The sequence below is a fragment of the Pseudomonas sp. R76 genome, from assembly GCF_009834565.1.
In the GTDB taxonomy this organism is placed as follows: Bacteria; Pseudomonadota; Gammaproteobacteria; order Pseudomonadales; family Pseudomonadaceae; genus Aquipseudomonas.
The window spans coordinates 6,202,433-6,221,454 of the sequence record NZ_CP019428.1; the positions used below are offsets into that span (position 1 = coordinate 6,202,433).

Annotated in this window: 18 protein-coding genes; 8 read left to right on the forward strand and 10 right to left on the reverse strand. The window is 61.7% G+C overall.

What is annotated here, in order from left to right; genetic code table 11:
• The first annotated feature begins 48 nt into the window (after positions 1 to 48).
• The 4 genes from PspR76_RS28135 to PspR76_RS28150 all read left to right on the forward strand — a co-directional run bounded on the left by PspR76_RS28135 (position 49) and on the right by PspR76_RS28150 (position 4,582).
• Positions 49 to 2,478 (forward strand): TonB-dependent siderophore receptor, encoded by a 2,430-nt coding sequence (locus PspR76_RS28135; protein ID WP_159960433.1) that lies wholly within the window; start codon positions 49 to 51, stop codon positions 2,476 to 2,478.
• Between the two features lie 63 nt (positions 2,479 to 2,541).
• Complete coding sequence (locus PspR76_RS28140; RefSeq protein ID WP_159960435.1) at positions 2,542 to 3,645, forward strand: PepSY-associated TM helix domain-containing protein; 1,104 nt, start codon at positions 2,542 to 2,544, stop codon at positions 3,643 to 3,645.
• Entirely contained in the window at positions 3,642 to 3,824 is a 183-nt protein-coding gene (locus tag PspR76_RS28145) for a hypothetical protein (RefSeq protein ID WP_159960437.1), read from the forward strand. The genes PspR76_RS28140 and PspR76_RS28145 overlap by 4 nt, the downstream gene beginning before the upstream one ends.
• 128 nt (positions 3,825 to 3,952) lie before the next feature.
• Positions 3,953 to 4,582 (forward strand): glutathione S-transferase, encoded by a 630-nt coding sequence (locus PspR76_RS28150; protein ID WP_159960439.1) that lies wholly within the window; start codon positions 3,953 to 3,955, stop codon positions 4,580 to 4,582.
• A 186-nt stretch (positions 4,583 to 4,768) separates the two neighbouring features.
• Here PspR76_RS28150 and creD read toward each other — a convergent pair whose 3' ends face one another.
• From creD to rloA2, 4 genes are read right to left on the reverse strand one after another with little or no spacing between them, the layout of a single operon-like run.
• Positions 4,769 to 6,130: a cell envelope integrity protein CreD gene (creD, locus tag PspR76_RS28155; RefSeq protein ID WP_159960441.1), complete on the reverse strand. Its 1,362-nt coding sequence runs from the start codon at positions 6,128 to 6,130 to the stop codon at positions 4,769 to 4,771.
• A gap of 51 nt (positions 6,131 to 6,181) precedes the next feature.
• Positions 6,182 to 7,621, reverse strand: a complete 1,440-nt coding sequence (creC, locus tag PspR76_RS28160; RefSeq protein WP_159960443.1) for a two-component system sensor histidine kinase CreC — start codon at positions 7,619 to 7,621, stop codon at positions 6,182 to 6,184.
• A complete protein-coding gene (gene creB / locus PspR76_RS28165) occupies positions 7,621 to 8,289 on the reverse strand; it encodes a two-component system response regulator CreB (protein WP_159960445.1) in 669 nt (222 codons plus the stop codon). Before creB ends, creC begins: the two co-directional genes overlap by 1 nt.
• 9 nt (positions 8,290 to 8,298) lie before the next feature.
• On the reverse strand, positions 8,299 to 8,799 hold the full coding sequence (gene rloA2 / locus PspR76_RS28170) for a retropepsin-like aspartic peptidase RloA2 (RefSeq protein ID WP_159960447.1): 501 nt from the start codon (positions 8,797 to 8,799) through the stop codon (positions 8,299 to 8,301).
• Positions 8,800 to 9,008: 209 nt separating this feature from the next.
• Here rloA2 and PspR76_RS28175 point away from each other — a divergent pair, with 209 nt between their 5' ends.
• Complete coding sequence (locus tag PspR76_RS28175; RefSeq protein ID WP_159960449.1) at positions 9,009 to 9,896, forward strand: acyltransferase; 888 nt, start codon at positions 9,009 to 9,011, stop codon at positions 9,894 to 9,896.
• Here PspR76_RS28175 and PspR76_RS28180 read toward each other — a convergent pair.
• Positions 9,893 to 10,465, reverse strand: coding sequence for a DUF2780 domain-containing protein (locus tag PspR76_RS28180; protein ID WP_159960451.1), 573 nt, complete (start codon positions 10,463 to 10,465; stop codon positions 9,893 to 9,895). The genes PspR76_RS28175 and PspR76_RS28180 overlap by 4 nt on opposite strands.
• A gap of 151 nt (positions 10,466 to 10,616) precedes the next feature.
• Between PspR76_RS28180 and PspR76_RS28185 the strand changes: the two genes are divergently transcribed.
• The 3 genes from PspR76_RS28185 (at position 10,617) to PspR76_RS28195 (ending at position 12,573) form a co-directional block, all read left to right on the forward strand.
• Positions 10,617 to 11,243: a sigma-70 family RNA polymerase sigma factor gene (locus tag PspR76_RS28185; protein WP_159960453.1), complete on the forward strand. Its 627-nt coding sequence runs from the start codon at positions 10,617 to 10,619 to the stop codon at positions 11,241 to 11,243.
• A complete protein-coding gene (locus PspR76_RS28190) occupies positions 11,240 to 11,917 on the forward strand; it encodes an anti-sigma factor (protein ID WP_159960455.1) in 678 nt (225 codons plus the stop codon). Before PspR76_RS28185 ends, PspR76_RS28190 begins: the two co-directional genes overlap by 4 nt.
• A 395-nt stretch (positions 11,918 to 12,312) precedes the next feature.
• On the forward strand, positions 12,313 to 12,573 hold the full coding sequence (locus PspR76_RS28195) for a hypothetical protein (protein WP_237235701.1): 261 nt from the start codon (positions 12,313 to 12,315) through the stop codon (positions 12,571 to 12,573).
• Positions 12,574 to 12,627: 54 nt separating this feature from the next.
• Here PspR76_RS28195 and fdhA read toward each other — a convergent pair whose 3' ends face one another.
• The 5 genes from fdhA to PspR76_RS28220 all read right to left on the reverse strand — a co-directional run bounded on the left by fdhA (position 12,628) and on the right by PspR76_RS28220 (position 19,013).
• Positions 12,628 to 13,827 carry a formaldehyde dehydrogenase, glutathione-independent gene (gene fdhA, locus PspR76_RS28200; RefSeq protein WP_034116135.1) on the reverse strand — a complete coding sequence of 400 codons (1,200 nt, stop codon included), beginning with the start codon at positions 13,825 to 13,827 and terminating at the stop codon, positions 12,628 to 12,630.
• Between the two features lie 185 nt (positions 13,828 to 14,012).
• Complete coding sequence (gene purU / locus PspR76_RS28205) at positions 14,013 to 14,870, reverse strand: formyltetrahydrofolate deformylase (RefSeq protein WP_024077780.1); 858 nt, start codon at positions 14,868 to 14,870, stop codon at positions 14,013 to 14,015.
• A 47-nt stretch (positions 14,871 to 14,917) separates the two neighbouring features.
• Complete coding sequence (locus PspR76_RS28210; protein ID WP_159960457.1) at positions 14,918 to 15,550, reverse strand: sarcosine oxidase subunit gamma; 633 nt, start codon at positions 15,548 to 15,550, stop codon at positions 14,918 to 14,920.
• Between the two features lie 146 nt (positions 15,551 to 15,696).
• Entirely contained in the window at positions 15,697 to 18,714 is a 3,018-nt protein-coding gene (locus tag PspR76_RS28215; RefSeq protein ID WP_159960459.1) for a sarcosine oxidase subunit alpha, read from the reverse strand.
• Positions 18,711 to 19,013 carry a sarcosine oxidase subunit delta gene (locus tag PspR76_RS28220; RefSeq protein WP_010207083.1) on the reverse strand — a complete coding sequence of 101 codons (303 nt, stop codon included), beginning with the start codon at positions 19,011 to 19,013 and terminating at the stop codon, positions 18,711 to 18,713. Before PspR76_RS28220 ends, PspR76_RS28215 begins: the two co-directional genes overlap by 4 nt.
• Between the last annotated feature and the right edge of the window lie 9 nt (positions 19,014 to 19,022).

Below are 19,022 nucleotides of genomic sequence, written 5' to 3' on the forward strand. Positions count from 1 at the left end.
GCTCGGCACATAGGCAATTGCGAATTACTTCCATTCAGGAGCCGCCCTATGTCCCGCACGCTAGACACCTTGTTGCGCCCCAGCCTGTTAGCCGTGGCCATTGCCCTCAGCGCCCCGCTGGCCAGCACCACGCTGATCGCCGCTGAACAGGCTTCCAGCGTGCGCGCCTACAACCTGCCGGCGGCGCCGTTGGCCAGCACCCTGAACCAGATCGCCAGCCAGGCCGGCCTTGCGCTGACGCTGAATCCTTCGCTGGCAGCGGGCAAGACCTCGGCACCGGTCAACGGCCAGTTCGATGCACAGGGCGCACTGCGCGAGGCGTTGCGTGGGACCGGGTTGCAGTTGGAGCAGAGCAGCGCCGGGACGTTTACGTTGGTGGCGATTCCGGAGGGGGTTGTGGCGTTGCCGGAGACGAGCATCATTGCTCAGGGCAACACCGAAAGTGCCTGGGGCCCGGTGACAGGCTACTTGGCAACGCGCACCGCCGCCGGCACCAAGACCGACACCGCCCTGGTCGAAGCACCGCGTTCGATCTCCGTCGCCACCCGGCAGCAGATGCAGGATCGCAACGTCCAGAACCTCGATGACGCGGTCAAATACATGCCCGGCATCGTCTCTTCCAGCTATGGCAGCGACACCCGCTACGACTGGATGCGCGTGCGCGGTTTTGAACCCACGCAATTCCTCGACGGCCTGCCATTGCCGCGCGGTGTGTACGCCAACCCGAAAGCCGAAACCTGGAACCTTGATCGCCTGGCCCTGCTGCGTGGCCCGGCCTCGTCGATCTACGGCCAAACGCCACCGGGCGGCCTGTTGGACATGGTCAGCCGCCGCCCCAGTGCTGAGTCGAGCAATGCCGTCCAAGTGCAATACGGCAGTGACAACTACCGCCAGATCAACTTTGCCAGCACCGGCAAAATCGATGATGAAGGCCAGTTCCTGTATGGCCTCAGCGGTGTAGTGCGCGACGCCGGCACCCAGGTCGACCACATCGACAACAAGCGCTACAACATTGCGCCGAGCCTGACGTGGAATATCGACACCGATACCAAGCTGACCTTCCTGTCGCAGTTCACTCGGGACGATACCGGTGCCACCAGCCAGTTTTTGCCAATTGTGGGCACCAAAATCGATTCTCCGTTGGGTAAAGTCTCCCATCATAAGAATCTGGGCGACCCGGATTACGAATTCTACGACCGCACCTACTACGCATTGGGCTATGCGTTCGAGCACCGCTTCAACGATACCTGGCAGTTCAAGCAGAACCTGCGTTACACCAAATCGGAGCTTTCATTCCAACAACTGACCGTGGGTGCCTTTGCCTATTATCCAGTAGACGCTACGGGCAACATCGACCGCACCTCGACCAACGTTGATGAGAACATCGGCCAATTCGCGGTCGACAACAACTTCCAGGCCGACTTCGCAACCGGTGATGTCACCCATACCCTTCTGTTGGGCCTGGACCACCAGCGCACCGACACTTCTTACCTGTCGATATACGGTAGCGCCGGGCGCATCAACATCTTCAACCCCGTCAACACTGCACCGGTAGTGCGCCCCCCACGCACCGATGCGTACTACGACTACAACCAGAAAACCGTACAAACCGGCCTCTATGCACAAGACCAGATGGCTTTGGATAAGTGGCGCCTGACGTTGGGTGGGCGTGAAGACTGGGTGCATCAAGGCACCACCTACTTCAACAAAAACGATGCGACCAATACTGATCGCAGCAAGAACTTCAGTGGCAACGCGGCATTGAGCTACGTGTTTGACTCGGGCTTTGTGCCGTACTTGTCCTACGCGGAATCTTTCCAGCCAGCAAGCAACGCCAGCGTAGACCCACTCAAGTCCTATAAGCCCACCGAAGGCAAGCAATGGGAACTGGGGATCAAGTACCAGCCGCCTGGTTCCAACACTTTGCTGAGTGCGGCGATATACGATCTGACGCAGAAAAACGTATTGGTTACGAGCACCGGCGCAGGTGGCCAATCAGTCACCGACCAAACCGGGGAAGTGAAAGTCAAAGGCCTGGAACTGGAAGCCGTTTCTGACGTGACCGAGAATCTCAAGGTCATCGCTGCTTATACCCTGGCCAAATCCGAAGTACAAAAAGGCGAATTCAAAGGCAACCGCCTGCAACTGATGCCCGAGCAGCAAGCCTCCCTGTGGACCGACTACACCTGGCACAACGGCGTACTCGATGGTTTCGGCATCGGCTTTGGCGCCCGCTACACCGGCAACACTTATGGCGACCAAGCCAACACTTGGCTGGGTAAGGCAAATGCCTACACGGTGTTCGACGGTGCCGTGCATTACGACCTTGGCCGCCTCGACAACAGCCTCAAAGGTGCCTCGGTGAAACTCAACGCCACTAACCTGTTCAACAAGGACTACATTTCCACCTGCGATGGCTCCTACTGCTACTTCGGCGACCAACGCAGCGTCGTCGCCAGCGCCACCTACCAGTGGTAATCGGCTGAGTTAATAACCAGGCCGTCCTCCGGGGCGGCTTTGGTGTGTCTGAAGGCTAGAAAAATGAAAAGCAAAACCATCCGCCGCTGGTCCTTCATCCACACCTGGACCAGCCTGATCTGCACCGTCTTCCTCCTGCTGCTGGCCCTCACCGGCCTGCCGCTGGTGTTTCACCATGAGATCGATCACCTGCTGGGCAACGAACCCGAGCTGGCGCAGATGCCCGCCGACACCCCGCAGCTGAACCTCGAGCAACTGGTGGCGAAAGCCCAGGCGCACCGCCCCGGTGAGGCGATGCAATACCTGGCGTGGGACGAGGACGACAAGAACGGCGTGATCGCGATCATGGCCGCCACTGCCGGCACCGAGCCCAATTCGTCGCACACCTTCATGCTCGATGCGCGCACCGGTGAAGCCGTGGAAACGCCGGCCGCCAACGGCGGGCTGACGCTGTTCCTGCTGCGCCTGCACGTGGACATGTTTGCCGGCCTGCCGGGCAAGTTGCTGCTGGCATTCATGGGCATTCTGTTTGTAGTCGCGATTGTCTCGGGCACGGTGTTGTACTTGCCGTTCATGCGCCGTTTGAAGTTCGCCACCGTGCGCCAGGACAAGTCCACGCGCCTGCGCTGGCTCGACCTGCATAACCTGATCGGCGTGGTCACGCTGACCTGGGCGTTGGTGGTAGGCGTGACCGGTGTGATCAGTGCCTGCGCCGACCTGATCATCGCCGCCTGGCGCCAGGACAGCCTCAGCGCGATGATCGAGCCGTACAAAAACGCGCCACCGCTGACCCAACGCGCACCGGCCACCGAGTTGCTGAGCATCGCCGCCAAAGCCGCGCCCGGCATGCAGCCGGACTTTATCGCCTTCCCCGGCACGCGCTTTTCCAGTGAGCACCATTACGCGGTGTTCATGAAGGGCAGCACGCACCTGACCTCGCACTTGCTGACGCCGGTGCTGATCGACGCCAGCACCCTCGCCGTCACGGCCATCGCCGAGCGGCCCTGGTACATGGACGCCATGGGCATGTCCCAGCCGCTGCACTTTGGTGACTACGGCGGCATGCCGATGAAGATCCTGTGGGCGGTGCTGGATGTGCTGACCATCATCGTGCTCGGCAGCGGCGTTTACCTGTGGATCGTGCGGCGCAAGGCGGCCAAGGCATGAAGCCGCGTCAGTCGAATTTCTGGAAGGTGTTTGGCATTCCGCTGGGGATTGGCCTGCTCAGTGCGGCCGGGTTGTTTGCGGCATTGCTGGGGGATGGGCTGTGGGATTCGTTGAGTTGGGTCGGGTTGGGGGTTCCTGCTGTGATTGGTGCTTGGGCGTTGTTCAAGCGGCGCGGCTGAGGGCGCCATCGCAGGCAAGCCAGCTCCCACATTTGACTGCGTTCACAATTCAAAATGTGGGAGCTAATCCACTCGCCAGCCACTGAACAACCCTCTAGGCTAGCCACTGCCCATTTCGAGGAATGCCCATGTCCACGCCCAGCATGACCTTGTTCCACAACCCCGCCTCACCCTTTGTGCGCAAAGTCCGCGTGCTGCTGGCCGAGACCGGCCAGCAGGACCGCGTGGCCTTGCACGGCTGCATGCCGACGCCGGTCAACCCGGACGCGCATCTGGTGCAGGAGAACCCCGTGGGCAAGATCCCGGCCCTGCGCCTGGCCGACGGCTCGGTGCTGCACGACAGCCGGGTGATCCTCGATTACCTCGACCACCAGCATGTCGGCAACCCGCTGATCCCCCGTGACGGCTCGGCCCGCTGGCGCCGCCTGACCTTGGCTTCGATGGCCGACGGCATCATGGATGCCGCCGTGCTGGTGCGTTACGAGACCGCCATGCGCCCGGCAGACAAGCACTGGGCCCCATGGCTGGATGAGCAGCGCAACAAGATCCGCCGCGCTGTCGCCGAACTTGAGGCCAATGCGATTGCCGAACTGGCCAGCCACTTCGATATCGCCGCCATCAGCGTGGCCTGCGCCTTGGGTTACCTCGACTTCCGCCACCCTGATCTGCAATGGCGCACCGCGAATCCCCAGCTTGCCGATTGGTACGCCAAGGTCAGCCAGCGGCCTTCGATGCTAGAGACACAGCCACCCGTCTGACATTCACCCCAATACACTGTGGGAGCGGGCTTGCCCGCGATTGCGGCGTGTCATCCAGCACCTCTGTTCCTGACCCACCGCCTTCGCGGGCAAGCCCGCTCCCACAGTGGAAGGTGGTGGCGTTGAGGAATGTCGCAATGCTTGCGGCCAACTGCGCACCCACCTGCTGATCTTCCCGTAACCCAATCATTGCCCCACCTCCAAATCAACCGGCACCTTGCGCTTGCCCACGCCATACCAATCCAGTTTGCGCGTCAGCACCATCACCGTGCCCAGCAGGCCGAACAACAACAGCGAGCCCATCAGCAGCGCGTAATCCTCGGCACTCAGCAGCCCGTACAACAAGCCATACAACGCCGCCAGCCCCGCCGAGAACCCCAGGCCATGGGCAACACTGCGCAGCACATGGCACACGTAGAAACCAATCAACAGCACGCAGGCACTCGCCGACAATAGGTACGCCAGGCCAAAGCCAATGTGCTCGGACAACGACAACAACAGCAGATAGAAGAACGCCAAGGCAAAGCCCACCAACGCGTATTGAATCGGGTGCACCGCCAGGTTCTTGAGCACTTCGAACAGGAAGAAGCCGGCAAAGGTCAGGGCGATAAACAGCAGCGCGTATTTGATCGCGCGGTCGCTCTTGAGGTACTGGTCCACCGGGTCGATGAAGCTCACGCCGAAGCTGCGGCTGTTGAAGTCGTCACACACCTTGTCCCACTCACAGCCGCGCAGGGTTTCTTCCAGGTTGGTGGAGAAGAACGTGGTCTGCCAGTTGGCGGTAAAACCTTGCGCGGTGACCTCACGCTGGGCCGGCAGAAAGTTGCCGATAAAGCTGGGGTGCGGCCAGTTCGAGGCCAGCTTGACCTGGCTGGTCTTGCCCACCGGCACCACTTGCAACTGCTCGGTGCCTTGCAGGCGCAGGTCGAAGGCGAAGTCCAGCGGGGCCGGTTTTTTGCTGTCTTGTTCAGGCAGCATCACGTGCACGCCTTCCCCCAGCCACGCCACTTGGGAGCCCGGCGAAAACTCCAGACGCTGGCTGCCCAGCTCCAGTTTCAACGCATTTTCGATGCCGCGAATATCGTTGATACCCACCGCCAGAAACGCCGGCTCAAAACGATAGTCCGCAAAGTTTTCCGTAATGCCCAACTGCGCAGGCAACTCAAAACGCCCGCTGATGCGGTTGTCGGCATGGAACAGCCGCGCCTGGTAAATGCCCCGCGAGCGCAGCTCGGTTTGCACCTTGCCGTCGAGCTCAAACCGCTCCGGCAGGAAATACAGACGACCACGCACTTCGCTGACTTGCTCGTAGCGCTCGTTGAGTTTTTCATTGAGCTTCCACTCACGGACGGTCTTGCGATACGGCACCACCATCACCGGGCCGGTGAGGCGCTGGCTGTAGCTGGAGCTGCGGGCGATGTCCATCAAGACGTCGTCGCGCGTCTGCTGACGGTCGCTGATGATGCCGTTGATCATCAGCAATGGAATCAGCAACAGCAGGATCAGCAGCGCAATCGCGCCAAGTTTGAAAAGCAAGCTGCGGTTCATGGGGCTCTCCCTGTTTTGATGGGCAGAGAGTGAGCCGCGCCTGTGGGAGATTTATGTGGGCAATGTGGAGACTGTGTGGAGATGCAGCACCACTTGCACGCCGCCAGGCACATTGCCGATCTGCAACGCGCCGCCGTGCAGCTTCATCACTTCCTCGACAAAATTGAGGCCCAGGCCGGTGCTTTTGCGCCCGCTGGCCGGGCGTGGCAAGGAGTAGAAACGCTCACTCAGGCGCGGCAAGGCGTAGTCGGGAATCGGCGCGGCCTGGTTGAACAGGCTGACCTGCACGTCGTTGTGCTGAGTGTGCGCACTGAAGCGCAAGGTGCCACCCGCTGGCGTGAAGTCCAGGGCGTTGTCCAGCAAGTTGCCCAACGCCTGGCGCAACAGGAAAGGCTCGCCGAACACCTTCACATCCGCGCCAATCGCCTGTTCGATGTGCAGGCCGGCGCCTTCGATGCGCGCGCATTGGGCCTTGAGCACATCGTCGACCAAGGTGGCCAGCGGCATGCTGATTTGCTCTTCCAGGCCCTGGCGCTGTTCCACTTGGGCCAGGTTCAGCAAGCGTTCGATCAACTGCTGCAAGCGCGCGCTTTCACTGTCGATATTGCCGACGAAACGCTGCTGCTGCTCGCGGGTCATGTCGCCCTGCAACAGCTCCGCCGCGCCGCGAATCGCCGCCAGCGGGCTTTTCAGTTCATGGGTCAGGGTGTGCACGTAATGCTCGACGTAAGCCTTGCCCTCCAGCTGCGTGCGCATGTGCTCCACCGCGGTGGACAGTTGCTTGAGTTCGCCACCGCGATAATGCGGCAGCTCGGCGCGCCGACCTTCGCTCACCGCCTGGGCATACGCGGTCAGCCGGTGCAACGCGCGGCTCAGCCACCAGGACAACAGTGCGCCCAGCAGCAGGCCCAACACCACCAGCCCGGCGCCGTACCACAGCAGGCGATGTTCGGTGCGATCGACATACGGCTGCAACGAGCTGTTGGGCTTGGCCACGGTGACCACGCCAATGATCTGGCCGTTGTCGCGGATCGGCGCGCCCACGTGCATCACCGACGAGTTGGGGTCATCCAGCTCATTACGGGTCGAACGCGCGCCATATTCGCCGCGCAGCGTGAGGTACACGTCATTCCATTTGGAATAGTCCTGGCCGACCGCCTCGCCCGTGGAGTCGAGCAACACAATGCCCTTGGCGTCGGTGACGTAGATGCGGTGGTTGACCTGGTTTTTCGGCAGGCCCCAAATAGTCGCACCCGGTTGCCGGCTGCCGTAGGCCTTGAGCAATTGCGGCCAGTGGCTCTGGCCGAGGGTGCCGTTCTTCACATCCAGCCGCAGGATCTCGGCCAGCAGGTTGGCGGTGTCCACCAGGGTTTCTTCAGTGGACTGGCGCACGCCGGGGCGGATTTCCTTCATCACCGTGTTGAGCACGAAGTAGCCGGTCAGGCCGATAAACAGCGCATACACCAGGAAAATCCGCAGCCCCAGGCGCATCAGCTGTGGCTCGGGCTGTAACTGTAGCCGAGGCCGCGATGGGTCTGGATCGGCTCGGCATCGGCGGCCACGCTACGCAATTTGCTGCGCAGGCTTTTGATATGGCTGTCGATATTGCGCTCATAGCCGGCATCGGCGGGCACGCCCACTGCATCGAGCAATTGCTCGCGGCTGAACACGCGCTCGGGTTGCTCGAGCAGGCTTTGCAGCAGGCGGAATTCATGACGGGTCAGGCTCAAAGGCTGGCCGCGATACTGGATTTGCATGCGCTCCAGATCGATCTGAAACACGCTGGGCGCTACACCTGGGCCGACGCGTTTGAGGATCGCCCGCACCCGCGCCGCCACTTCCCGTGGGCTGAACGGTTTGACCACATAATCGTCGGCGCCGATCTCCAGGCCCACCACCCGGTCAATCTCGGCATCCCGCGCGCTGAGGAACATCACCGGTACTTCGCTGAAACGCCGCAATTGCTTGCAGGTTTCAAAGCCGCTGATGTCCGGCAGGCCGATGTCGAGGATGATCAAGTCGGCGGGCGTCTGGCGCTGATGGGCCAGCGCCTCCTGGCCAAGGCTCAGCCAGGTGGTGGTGAAGCCCTCGCCTTGCAGGGCGAAAATCAGCGTGTCGGCAATCGCCGCCTCGTCTTCGACAATCAGGATATGCGGCATGTGGGTCCGTCAGCAGTCCGGTTTGTCGGCAGTGTAACGACGCGCCGGGTTCACCGCTGCACCGAATTCACGCAGGGCCTTGGCGCCGATCAGCAGCGGGTAGTTGAAGCTGCTGCGGTCGGTGAGGTTGACCTCGACGGTACGCTTGACGTCGCCCAGGCACATTTCCAGGTCGATCACCGGGCGCTTGGCCACGGTGGCTTCGTCCTTGTCATCGTCTTCGTCGGCGCGGCTCTTGATCTTGCTGATACGCGAGACTTTGTGTTCGTAGACTTTGTTGGAAGCGTCCTTGCCGCCGAGGCGGAAGCGCACCCAATCGTCGCCATCGCGGGTGAAGGTCTCGATGTCACGGGCCGACAGCGAAGCGGTCAGCGCGCCGGTGTCCATCTTGGCCTTGAAGGTTTCGCCGATCTCCGGCAACTGGATGTATTCGTAGCGACCGTAGAGGGTCGGTTCGCCAGCCATGACCGGCAGAGCCACTAAGGCAAACGCAGCAAGGAGCAATTTCACGAAGTGATTTCCTCGAAAGAAGTAGGCGGATTCTAGACCGCAAAAGCAGCACTTAGTTAGCCCCGCCATCAGCAGCTCGCTCCCACGCTCTGCGTGGGAACGATCAGCATAGCCTTCACATTGTGAAACATTCGTACGACGATTTGCGATTTGGCCTATAGGCCAGGCTTGCTTATCATGGCCCGCCCACAGGATTCCAAGAGTTACTTATGCGCCGCCTGCTCACCGGCTGTTTCGTCACCCTGCTGCTACTGCTCAACACCCTGGTGCTGTTTGGGCCGCTGATGGTGTTCGCCCTGCTCAAGCTGGTAGCGCCAGGGCGCTATCGCGACTATGCCTCGTGGGCCGTGATGTGGATCGCCGAGACCTGGGCCGAAATCGACAAGCTGATCTTCGCGCTGTGCATCCCGACCCAATGGGAGATTCGCGGCGGCGGCGACCTGCGCGGCGACACCTCTTACCTGGTGATCAGCAACCATCAATCCTGGGTCGACATTCCGGCGTTGATCCAGGCGCTTAACCGGCGCACGCCGTTCTTCAAATTCTTCCTGAAAAAAGAGCTGATCTGGGTGCCCTTCCTGGGCCTGGCCTGGTGGGCGCTGGATTACCCCTTCATGAAGCGCTACACCAAGGCGTTCCTGGCCAAACACCCGGAGCTGGCGGGCCAGGACCTTAAAATCACCAAAGAAGCCTGTGAGCTATTCAAGCGCCAGCCGGTGACCGTGGTGAACTACCTGGAAGGCACGCGGTTCAGCGAGGCCAAACGCAAGCAGCAGGCCTCACCCTTTGCGCGGCTGCTCAAGCCCAAGGCGGGCGGCGTGGCGTTTGTGCTGGCGGCGCTGGGCGAACAGCTGGATGCAGTGCTCGACGTGACCGTCGTCTATCCGCAACAAAAGATTCCAGGGTTCTGGGATTTGATCAGCGGCGCGGTGCCGAAAGTGATCATCGACATTCGCACCCGCGAGCTCGACCCGGCGCTGTGGCAGGGCGATTACGAGAATGATCCGGCGTTTCGCCAGACCGTCCAGAACTGGGTGAACCAGCTCTGGAGCGAGAAGGATGCGCGCATCGCCCAACTGCGCGCAGAGCGTATTTAGCTGCCAGTGCCCCAGGCCGAGGCCAGTTTGCCCAGCACCGATTCGTTGGCGCCCTGGCCGCCCAGGTATTGCAGGATCACCGGCGCAAATTTGCCGATCATGCTGTTATCCATGCCCAGTGCGCTGAACGCGGTGTTCAGGTCGCTGGTGCTCTTCACGTTACCCAGCACGCTGTCCAGGCCGCTGGTCTTGCTGCCGCCGCTCTGGCCGAGCAGCCCGCTCAAGGCACCGAGGCTGCCCAGGGAATTGCTCCCCGAGAGTTGATCCAGGCCGGGCACGCTCTTGCCCAGTTGCGAATAGTCATTGCCGCTCAGTTTGTTTTTGGCCAGGCCCAACATCGCGCCGGTGCCGCCCACGGCTTGTTCGGGGGTGACGTTCAGTTGCGAGGTCAAGGCGCTCAGCAGGCCTGCGGTCTGGGTGCTCGGGGCTGCTGCAGCGGCCTTTTCATTGCTGCCCTGGGCGCCGGAGACGGCGTTAGCCACGTCGCCGAGGCTGAAACCTGCCGCAAATACCGGGCTGGCAGCCACGGTCATCAGGCAGGACAGGGCAAAACCGCGTGAAATCTTCATCAAGACAACCTCTGAATGTAAGAGCTAAAAGCAGGCGTTGGACTGACAGCCCCGAAGGATTGTTCCCACTTGGAGATTAGTTCAGAAAACGCCGCATCCAAATGCCACGCCTGCGCGTATATCCACCATGCACCGCCCGGAGTTGGATGGAATGAATGCACAAGCTGGTCTACCCTCTGCCTACCGTGCGCCGTCCCGTCGCCCTCGTTCGAGAGCCTGGAGAAGCCCTATTTCGATCAACGATGCTGACCCCTTGCAGCCTCTGCTGGCCCAGTGTGCCTTGGGCAACCGCCAGGCATTCGAGACCCTTTACCGCAGCGTTTCGCCACGGCTGCACGGTGTTGCGTTGCGTTTCATGGGGCGCACCGACCTGGCCGAAGAAGTGCTGCAGGAGGCCTTTGTGCGCATCTGGTACAACGCTTCGCGCTACGAAGCCCATCTGGCGGCGCCCATGACCTGGATGGTGAACATCACGCGCAACCTGGCCATCGACCAATTGCGCAAACACCGCGAACAGCCCTTGGCCGACGGCCAGCAAGACGCCCTGCTCGACGACAGCCCCAGCGCGCACGAACAACTCGATAGCCTGCGCGAAGCCCGCGCCCTCAACCGCTGCCTCGACACACTCGACGGCATGCAGCGCCAGTCGATCACCGTGGCTTACTTCCAGGGCCTGTCGTGCTCGGAACTGGCCGAACACTTGGCCGCGCCCCTGGGCTCGGTCAAATCCTGGATTCGTCGCGGCATGGAGCGCCTGCGCAGGTGCCTTGAATCATGAACTACCAAACCACCGCCCTGCGCCGCGCCCTGGCCGCCGACTATGCCATCGGGCTGATGCCCGCGACCGCCCGTCGGCGCTTCGACGCGCTGTTACTGGAAGACGCCGCGCTGCGCGTCGAACTCGGCCATTGGCAGGACGCCCTCGCCAGCCTGACCGGCGCACTGCCCGAGCGGCCGGTGCCGGACCATGTGTGGGCCGGCATCAAGGCGCGTATCGAACCGCAAGTGCTGCATGTGCCAGCGAAGAAGCCGTTCTGGATGAGCGTTCGCCTGCTGGCGGCCGCCTGCGCGGTGGTCGTCGCTGTGCTGGTGGGTGTGCTCTATCAACGTGATATCGGCGCCGAGTACAACGCCACGTTGGTGGCGGCGAATCAGCAACCGGCGCTGCAGATCCAGGCCTTTGGTGATCACTTGCAACTAGAGCCGTTGACGTTGGCGGCTGTTGAGCCGACGCGTGCCCTGGAATTGTGGGCAATTGCGCCCGGCGGTAAACCGATCTCACTGGGTTTGGTGCCCAGCTCGGGTAAAGGCCGCATCCAGTTGAGCAAAGAACAGCAAGCGCTGTTGACCGCCCCCGTGACCCTCGCCGTCAGCCTGGAGCCACAAGGCGGTTCACCGACCGGCCAACCCACCGGACCGGTCCTGTACCAAGGCGCACTGGCCTCGCGCTGACACCCCATAAATCCCTGTGGGAGCTGGCTTGCCTGCGATAGCGGTGGGTCAGCCAGAGACAGGTTCACTGGCCGACCGCAATCGCAGGCAAGCCAGCTCCCACAGTTGATCTTCATCGGCTGGGCGACTTGCTCCTGGCGATGGATGGCGCTTATAGTTCGGCGGTCGTCCACATGGCGACACGGGTTTGGCGACTCGGGTGAATGGTGCAAAAGCTTCTGCTTTTTTGCAGGTTCTTTTGCGTCCGCAATAGCTGCTTTCATGGTGGCTGTGCGCGGGAGACCTTCGGGTCTGCCGGTTCCATTCCCGGTTCGCCAACCTGCGTACAGCTGCCACCCATTCGTTTGGCGACGAATAAGTGTGTAGCCCACCTCTACTTGAATGGGTTTTAAAACATGAACCGATACATGCCGCTCACCGGCCACGACAGCACCACCCCTTCCCTGCTTATCGACACCCAAGTCCCGCTCGACGTACTCCACGACGCGGCCGTCTACCGCATCCGCGCGGTCACTCAAGTCATGGAAAACCTCGCGTTTCGTGAAGGCCTGAACACCGACAACCTTGTCCTCCAGGACTTCGCCTTGCTCTGCGCCATTCCATTGCGTGACGGGTGCGACCTGCTGGATGTGATCAGCCGACGCTTACAGGCCTAAACACCAGACGCAAAAAGGGCGACCTACAGGTCGCCCTTTTATTTGGCCTAAGCCTTACGCCGCACTGAACAACTTATGCGGATCAATCACAAACTTCTTCGGCACACCCGCATCAAACTCGCCATACCCACGTGGCGCGTCATCCAGGCTGATGACCTGCACACCCACAATCTCAGCAATGTTGATGCGGTCCCACATGATCGCCTGCATCAACTGGCGGTTGTACTTCATCACCGGCGTTTGCCCGGTGTGGAAGCTGTGGGATTTAGCCCAGCCCAGCCCAAAGCGAATGCTCAGGCTGCCCATTTTTGCGGCGGCATCCACAGCACCTGGATCTTCGGTCACGTAGAGCCCAGGAATACCAATCTTGCCCGCCACGCGCACCACGCCCATCAGCGAGTTGAGCACGGTGGCCGGGGCTTCGGCCTTGGCGCCTTCATGGCCGTGGCCACGGGCTTCGAAGCCTACCGCGTCAACGGCGCAGTCGACTTCCGGCTCGCCCAGCAGTGCGGCGATCTGTTCATGCAGTGGGGTGTCTTTGGACAGGTCGGCAATTTCAAAACCCTGGGCCTTGGCGTGGGCCAGACGGATCGGGTTGACGTCGCCGATGATCACTACCGCTGCACCGAGTAGACGGGCGGAGGCGGCAGCGGCCAGGCCAACAGGGCCGGCGCCGGCGATGTAGACGGTGCTGCCTGGGCCAACGCCGGCAGTGACGGCGCCGTGGTAACCGGTTGGCAGGATGTCGGAGAGGCAGGTCAGGTCGCGGATTTTCTCCATGGCCTTGTCGCGGTCCGGCAGTTTCAGCAGGTTGAAGTCGGCGTAAGGCACCAGCACGTATTCGGCCTGGCCGCCGGTCCAGTCGCCCATGTCGACATAGCCATAGGCGCCACCGGCACGGGCCGGGTTGACGGTCAGGCACACGCCGGTGTGTTGTTCCTTGCACGAACGGCAGCGGCCGCACGCGACGTTGAACGGCACCGAGACCAGGTCGCCGATTTTCAGGTTTTCGACGTCGCTGCCCTTCTCGATCACTTCGCCGGTGATTTCGTGCCCCAGGACCAGGCCGGTCTGGGCGGTGGTGCGGCCGCGCACCATGTGTTGGTCGGAGCCGCAGATGTTGGTGGAGACCACGCGCAGGATGACGCCGTGCTCAATCTTCCTGCCACGGGGGTCCTGCATTTTGGGATAGTCGATTTTCTGTACTTCGACCTTGCCGTTGCCGAGATACACGACACCACGATTACCAGACATGCTTTCACCTCGCTGTTGTTTTTATGGAACCGCGTTGCCCAGGCAGGCAGCGCGTTTAAGTGCTCGGGTACAGATGCTGTTTTTGCGTTGTTTTTTGGGGCCTCATCGCGGGCAAGCCCGGCTCCCACATTTTTTGAAGTGTGAATACAGTCCCCTGTGGGAGCTGGCTTGCCTGCGATGGCGATCTAAAGAACGACAGTGCGATTGGCGTTCAAAAACACCCGCCGCTCAATGTGATACCCCACCGCCCGGGCCAATGTCAGCCCCTCGATATCCCGCCCCTTGGCAATCAAATCCTCGGGATAGTGGCTGTGATCCACCACTTCCACGCCCTGGGCGATGATCGGGCCTTCATCCAGGTCGTTGTTGATGTAATGCGCCGTGGCGCCGACCAACTTCACACCCTTGTTGTAAGCCTGGTGATACGGCTTGGCGCCCTTGAACCCCGGCAGCAACGAGTGGTGAATGTTGATCGCCTTGCCATCCAGTTTGCGGCACAGCTCCGGCGACAGCACTTGCATGTAGCGCGCAAGAATCACCAGTTCGGCGCCGGTCTCTTCTATCACTTGCCACACCTGACGCTCCTGGGACGGTTTGTCGTTGGGGTCGAGGGGGAAATGGTAGTAGGGAATCTGGTGCCAGTCGGCCAACGGCTTCAAATCCGGGTGATTGGAGACCACGGCGACCACGTCCATCGACAGTTGGCCGATGCGCTGGCGGTACAGCAGGTCGTTGAGGCAGTGATCGGCTTTGGAGACCATGATCACCACTTTTGGCCGGTAGTTCGGCGCCGTCAGCTCGAAGATCATGCCGAAGGCTTCACCGCGCGTGGCCAGGCCAGCACGGAAAGCCTGCTCGTCAAAACCGTCGGGCTGACGGAATTCGACGCGAATAAAAAACCGGCCCGAGAGGCGGTCATCGAACGAGTGGTGCTCGGTGACGTAGCAACCCTGTTCGAACAGGTAGCGGGTGACCGCGTCCACCGTGCCGAGCACGCTGGGGCAGTCGGCAGTCAAAATCCATGTATCGGGTGCGCGGCTCATAGTGCGTGACTCCTTGATCGTTCCCACGCGAAGCGTGGGAACGATCGTTATGCGACGACATTCAGGCCGAATTCGGCCGAGGCGTCCTGCAGCCATAACCACCAGTAATCCGAGAAGCTGCGACGAATCACCAGCTCCCAGGTGTCTTCGGCGGTGTGGCGGATCACCAGTTGCGACTTGGCGAACACCGTGCCCACTGCCTTGCCCACCGGGAAGTTGTTGGGGTGCACGTCGTAGCTGGTGGACTTCATCAGCACGTCGCGCACGTTCGGGCCGCTGAGTTCGAGGATCTGCTGGCCGCCGCTGACGTTGACGATCTGGATGTGCAAATCACCGAGGGCGGCCCGCAGGTTTTGTTCGGCAGCGAATTCTTCACCGCTGGGCACCACCAGCAGCCACTCGTCCGGGCCGAGCCATTGCAGGCTGGTTTCGCCTTTGACGATGACTTGCAGGGCGCCGGGCAATTCAATGCCAAGGGCCTTGTGCACGCCGGCAGCGAAGGCCGCGTCATGGCCATCGCCACGGAGGGTCAGGTGGCCGAGAAGTTTCTTTTCACGCACGGTCACGCCGGCGTTTTTGCGGCCCTTGCCGACCAGGCTGGCGAGGTCGGCATGGTGCAGCGACGACTCGGCCTTGGCGCCGGAGGTGGGGCGTTGTTGGTAAACATTGGCTGCTGTCATAAAGCACCTTTCCTAATTTGATCGTTCCCACGCTCTGCGTGGGAATGCCGCCATGGACGCTCTGCGTCCGCTCTTGGGGCGCAGAACGCCCCGGGATGCATTCCCACGCGGACGGTTCGACGCCTCGACGTGGGAACGATCAGGTGTCAGACGTTCTGGCGATCACCTTTCGGGTCAAAGAACACCGAAGACACAATCTCCGCCTCGATCACGCTGCCATCCGCTTGCGGCGAAAACACTCGCTCGCCGATGCGCTTCAAGCCGCCCTTCACCACCGCCATCGCGAACGAATAACCCAGCGAGTTATGCGCATAGCTTGAAGTCACGTGGCCGACCATCTTCATCGGAATCGACTGCTTCGGATCCAGCACCAGCTGCGCGCCTTCCGGCAGCCACACGGTTGGGTCAATCGGCTTCAAGCCCACCAGTTGCTTACGCTCTTCACGCACGCAGTCTTCACGGTTCATCCCGCGCCAGCCGATCCACGAGAACGGTTTGGTGCGGCCTACACACCAGCCCATGTTCAGGTCGTCCGGGGTCATCGAGCCGTCGGTGTCTTGCCCGACGATGATGAAACCCTTCTCGGCACGCAGCACGTGCATGGTTTCGGTGCCATACGGGGTCAGGTTGTATTTCTTGCCGGCCTCGACGATCTGCTCGAGCACGCCCATGGCGTAGTCGGCCTGCACGTTGACTTCGTACGACAGCTCACCGGTGAACGAGATACGGAACACCCGCGCCGGCACGCCGCCGACCAGGCCTTCTTTCCAGGTCATGAACGGGAAGCCGTCCTTGTCCAGGTCGATGTCGGTGACTTCCGCCAGCAGCTTACGGCTGTTGGGGCCAGACAAGGTCATGGTCGCCCAGTGGTCGGTGACCGAGGTGAAGTACACCTTGAGGTCTGGCCATTCGGTCTGTTGGTAGATTTCCAGCCATTGCAGCACGCGGGCGGCGCCGCCGGTGGTGGTGGTCATCAGGAAGTGGTTGTCGGCGAGGCAGGCAGTCACGCCGTCGTCGAAGACCATGCCATCTTCCTTGCACATCAGGCCGTAGCGCGCCTTGCCCACGTCGAGCTTGGTCCAGGCGTTGCTGTAGATGCGGTTGAGGAATTCGCGGGCATCCGGGCCTTGAATGTCGATCTTGCCGAGGGTGGACGCATCCAGCAGGCCGACGCTGTCGCGCACGGCCAGGCATTCGCGTTTCACCGCGGCGTGCAGGTCTTCACCATTGCGCGGGAAATACCATGGGCGTTTCCACTGGCCGACGTCTTCAAACTCGGCGCCGTTTTTCAAGTGCCAGGCGTGCAGCGCGGTGTAGCGCACCGGCTCGAAAATGTGCCCACAGTGGCGGCCCGCCACAGCGCCGAAGGTGACCGGCGTGTAGTTGGGGCGGAACATGGTGGTGCCCATCTGCGGGATGGTCACGTTGAGCGAACGGGCGGCGATGGCCAGGCCGTTGACGTTGCCAAGCTTGCCCTGGTCGGTGCCGAAACCCAGCGCGGTGTAGCGTTTGACGTGCTCGACCGACTCGAAACCTTCGCGGGTGGCGAGTTCGATGGCGGCGGCGGTCACGTCGTTTTGCAGGTCGACAAATTGCTTCGGCGCCCGTGCGGTAGGTTTTTCATGCGGCACCTGGAACAGCGCCAAGGTCGGCTCTTCGAGACGGCTCAAGGCTTTTGGCAGTGTGCCTTCCACCGGCGCGAAACCGGCTTCGCTGGCTGCGCGCACGCCGCCTTCAAAACCATCCGCCAGGGAATCGCCCAGGCCGTAGACGCCATTGATGCCACCGACGCACACGCGTTTTTGCGGTGCTTCACCCGGCACAAAACCGAGGATGTCTTCACGCCAGGTTGGCTTGCCGCCCAAGTGCGAGGCCAGGTGAACCACCGGGCTGTAGCCGCCGGAGCTGGCGACCAGGTCGCAGTCCAGCCACTCGCCGGGGCTGGTGACTTTGTGGGCTTTGACGTCGATGGCGGCCACGCGGGCGCCGGTCACGTGCTTGCTGCCACGCGCCTCGATCATGGCGCTGCCGGTGAGGATGCGAATGCCTTTGGCGCGGGCTTCTTCAACCAGTGCGCCACGTGGGTTGTGGCGGGCATCGGCAACGGCGACGACGCTGAGGCCGGCGTCAAACCAGTCCAGCGCCACGCGGTAGGCGTGGTCGTTGTTGGTCGACAACACCAGTTTTTTGCCCGGTGCCACGCCATAGCGACGCACGTAAGTCGAGACCGCACCGGCGAGCATGTTGCCCGGCACGTCGTTGTTGCCGTACACCAATGGGCGCTCGCACGCGCCGGTCGCCAGCACCACACGCTTGGCGCGCACCCGGTGAATGCGCTGGCGCACCACACCAATCGGCGCACGGTCGCCGAGGTGATCGGTGAGGCGTTCGTGAATGGTCAGGAAGTTATGGTCGTGGTAACCGTTGACAGTCGCGCGGGGCAGCAGCACCACATCGTGCAAGGCTTTCAGCTCAGCAATCACGCTGGCAACCCACTCAACTGCCGGCTTGCCGTCGAGGCTTTCGCGCGAGTCCAGCAAAGAGCCGCCGAACTCTTCCTGCTCGTCAGCAATGATCACCCGAGCGCCGCTGCGCGCAGCCGCCAACGCGGCCGCCAGGCCGGCTGGGCCTGCGCCCACAATCAGCACGTCGCAGTGACGGTTCATGTTGTCGTAGGTGTCCGGGTCGTTCTCGGTTGGCGAGCGGCCAAGGCCCGCCGCTTTACGGATGTACTTCTCGTAGGTCATCCAGAACGATTGCGGGTACATGAAGGTTTTGTAGTAGAAACCCGGCGGCATCAGCTTGCCGCCGACCTTGCCGAGAATGCCCATCATGTCGTTGTTCACGCTCGGCCAGCCGTTGGTGCTGGTGGCGACCAAACCCTGGTACAGCGCCTGTTGTGTGGCGCGCACGTTGGGAATCTGGGTGGCTTCGGTGGCGCCGATCTGCAGCACCGCGTTGGGCTCTTCGGCACCGGCGGCAAAGATGCCGCGTGGGCGCGAATACTTGAAGCTGCGGCCGATGATATCGACACCATTGGCCAGCAAGGCGGCGGCCAGGGTGTCGCCTTCAAAGCCTTTGTAGCTCTGACCGTTAAAGGTAAACGTCAGGGCTTTATTGCGGTCGATGCGGCCACCGTTGGACAGGCGATTGATCTGGCTCATACCTTCTCTCCAGAAGCCTTGGCGGTAAATTGCGGCTTCTCGCCGATCTTGTAGGTTTCAAGTATTTCGTAGGTCAGCGTGTCGCGCGTGGCGTTGAAATACTGGCGGCACCCGGCAGCGTGAATCCACAGCTCGTGGTGCAGGCCGCGCGGGTTATCGCGGAAGAACATGTAGTCGCCCCACTCTTCGTCGGTGCAGGCATTCGGGTCCAGCGGGCGCGGGATGTGCGCTTGGCCGGACGCGTGGAATTCCTCTTCGGAGCGCAGTTCGCCACAGTGAGGACAGAAGATATGCAACATGAGGTATTT

Excerpts from the sequence above, each read along its gene's own strand:
- PspR76_RS28195 (WP_237235701.1), top strand. The coding sequence starts at position 12,313 with ATGAACCGATACATGCCGCTCACCGGCCACGACAGCACCACCCCTTCC.
- PspR76_RS28185 (WP_159960453.1), top strand. The coding sequence starts at position 10,617 with ATGAATGCACAAGCTGGTCTACCCTCTGCCTACCGTGCGCCGTCCCGT.
- purU (WP_024077780.1), bottom strand. The coding sequence starts at position 14,870 with ATGAGCCGCGCACCCGATACATGGATTTTGACTGCCGACTGCCCCAGC.
- creC (WP_159960443.1), bottom strand. The coding sequence starts at position 7,621 with ATGCGCCTGGGGCTGCGGATTTTCCTGGTGTATGCGCTGTTTATCGGC.
- PspR76_RS28180 (WP_159960451.1), bottom strand. The coding sequence starts at position 10,465 with ATGAAGATTTCACGCGGTTTTGCCCTGTCCTGCCTGATGACCGTGGCT.
- PspR76_RS28150 (WP_159960439.1), top strand. The coding sequence starts at position 3,953 with ATGTCCACGCCCAGCATGACCTTGTTCCACAACCCCGCCTCACCCTTT.
- PspR76_RS28210 (WP_159960457.1), bottom strand. The coding sequence starts at position 15,550 with ATGACAGCAGCCAATGTTTACCAACAACGCCCCACCTCCGGCGCCAAG.
- PspR76_RS28215 (WP_159960459.1), bottom strand. The coding sequence starts at position 18,714 with ATGAGCCAGATCAATCGCCTGTCCAACGGTGGCCGCATCGACCGCAAT.
- PspR76_RS28145 (WP_159960437.1), top strand. The coding sequence starts at position 3,642 with ATGAAGCCGCGTCAGTCGAATTTCTGGAAGGTGTTTGGCATTCCGCTG.
- PspR76_RS28135 (WP_159960433.1), top strand. The coding sequence starts at position 49 with ATGTCCCGCACGCTAGACACCTTGTTGCGCCCCAGCCTGTTAGCCGTG.
- creB (WP_159960445.1), bottom strand. The coding sequence starts at position 8,289 with ATGCCGCATATCCTGATTGTCGAAGACGAGGCGGCGATTGCCGACACG.
- PspR76_RS28140 (WP_159960435.1), top strand. The coding sequence starts at position 2,542 with ATGAAAAGCAAAACCATCCGCCGCTGGTCCTTCATCCACACCTGGACC.
- PspR76_RS28220 (WP_010207083.1), bottom strand. The coding sequence starts at position 19,013 with ATGTTGCATATCTTCTGTCCTCACTGTGGCGAACTGCGCTCCGAAGAG.
- creD (WP_159960441.1), bottom strand. The coding sequence starts at position 6,130 with ATGAACCGCAGCTTGCTTTTCAAACTTGGCGCGATTGCGCTGCTGATC.
- fdhA (WP_034116135.1), bottom strand. The coding sequence starts at position 13,827 with ATGTCTGGTAATCGTGGTGTCGTGTATCTCGGCAACGGCAAGGTCGAA.
- PspR76_RS28190 (WP_159960455.1), top strand. The coding sequence starts at position 11,240 with ATGAACTACCAAACCACCGCCCTGCGCCGCGCCCTGGCCGCCGACTAT.
- PspR76_RS28175 (WP_159960449.1), top strand. The coding sequence starts at position 9,009 with ATGCGCCGCCTGCTCACCGGCTGTTTCGTCACCCTGCTGCTACTGCTC.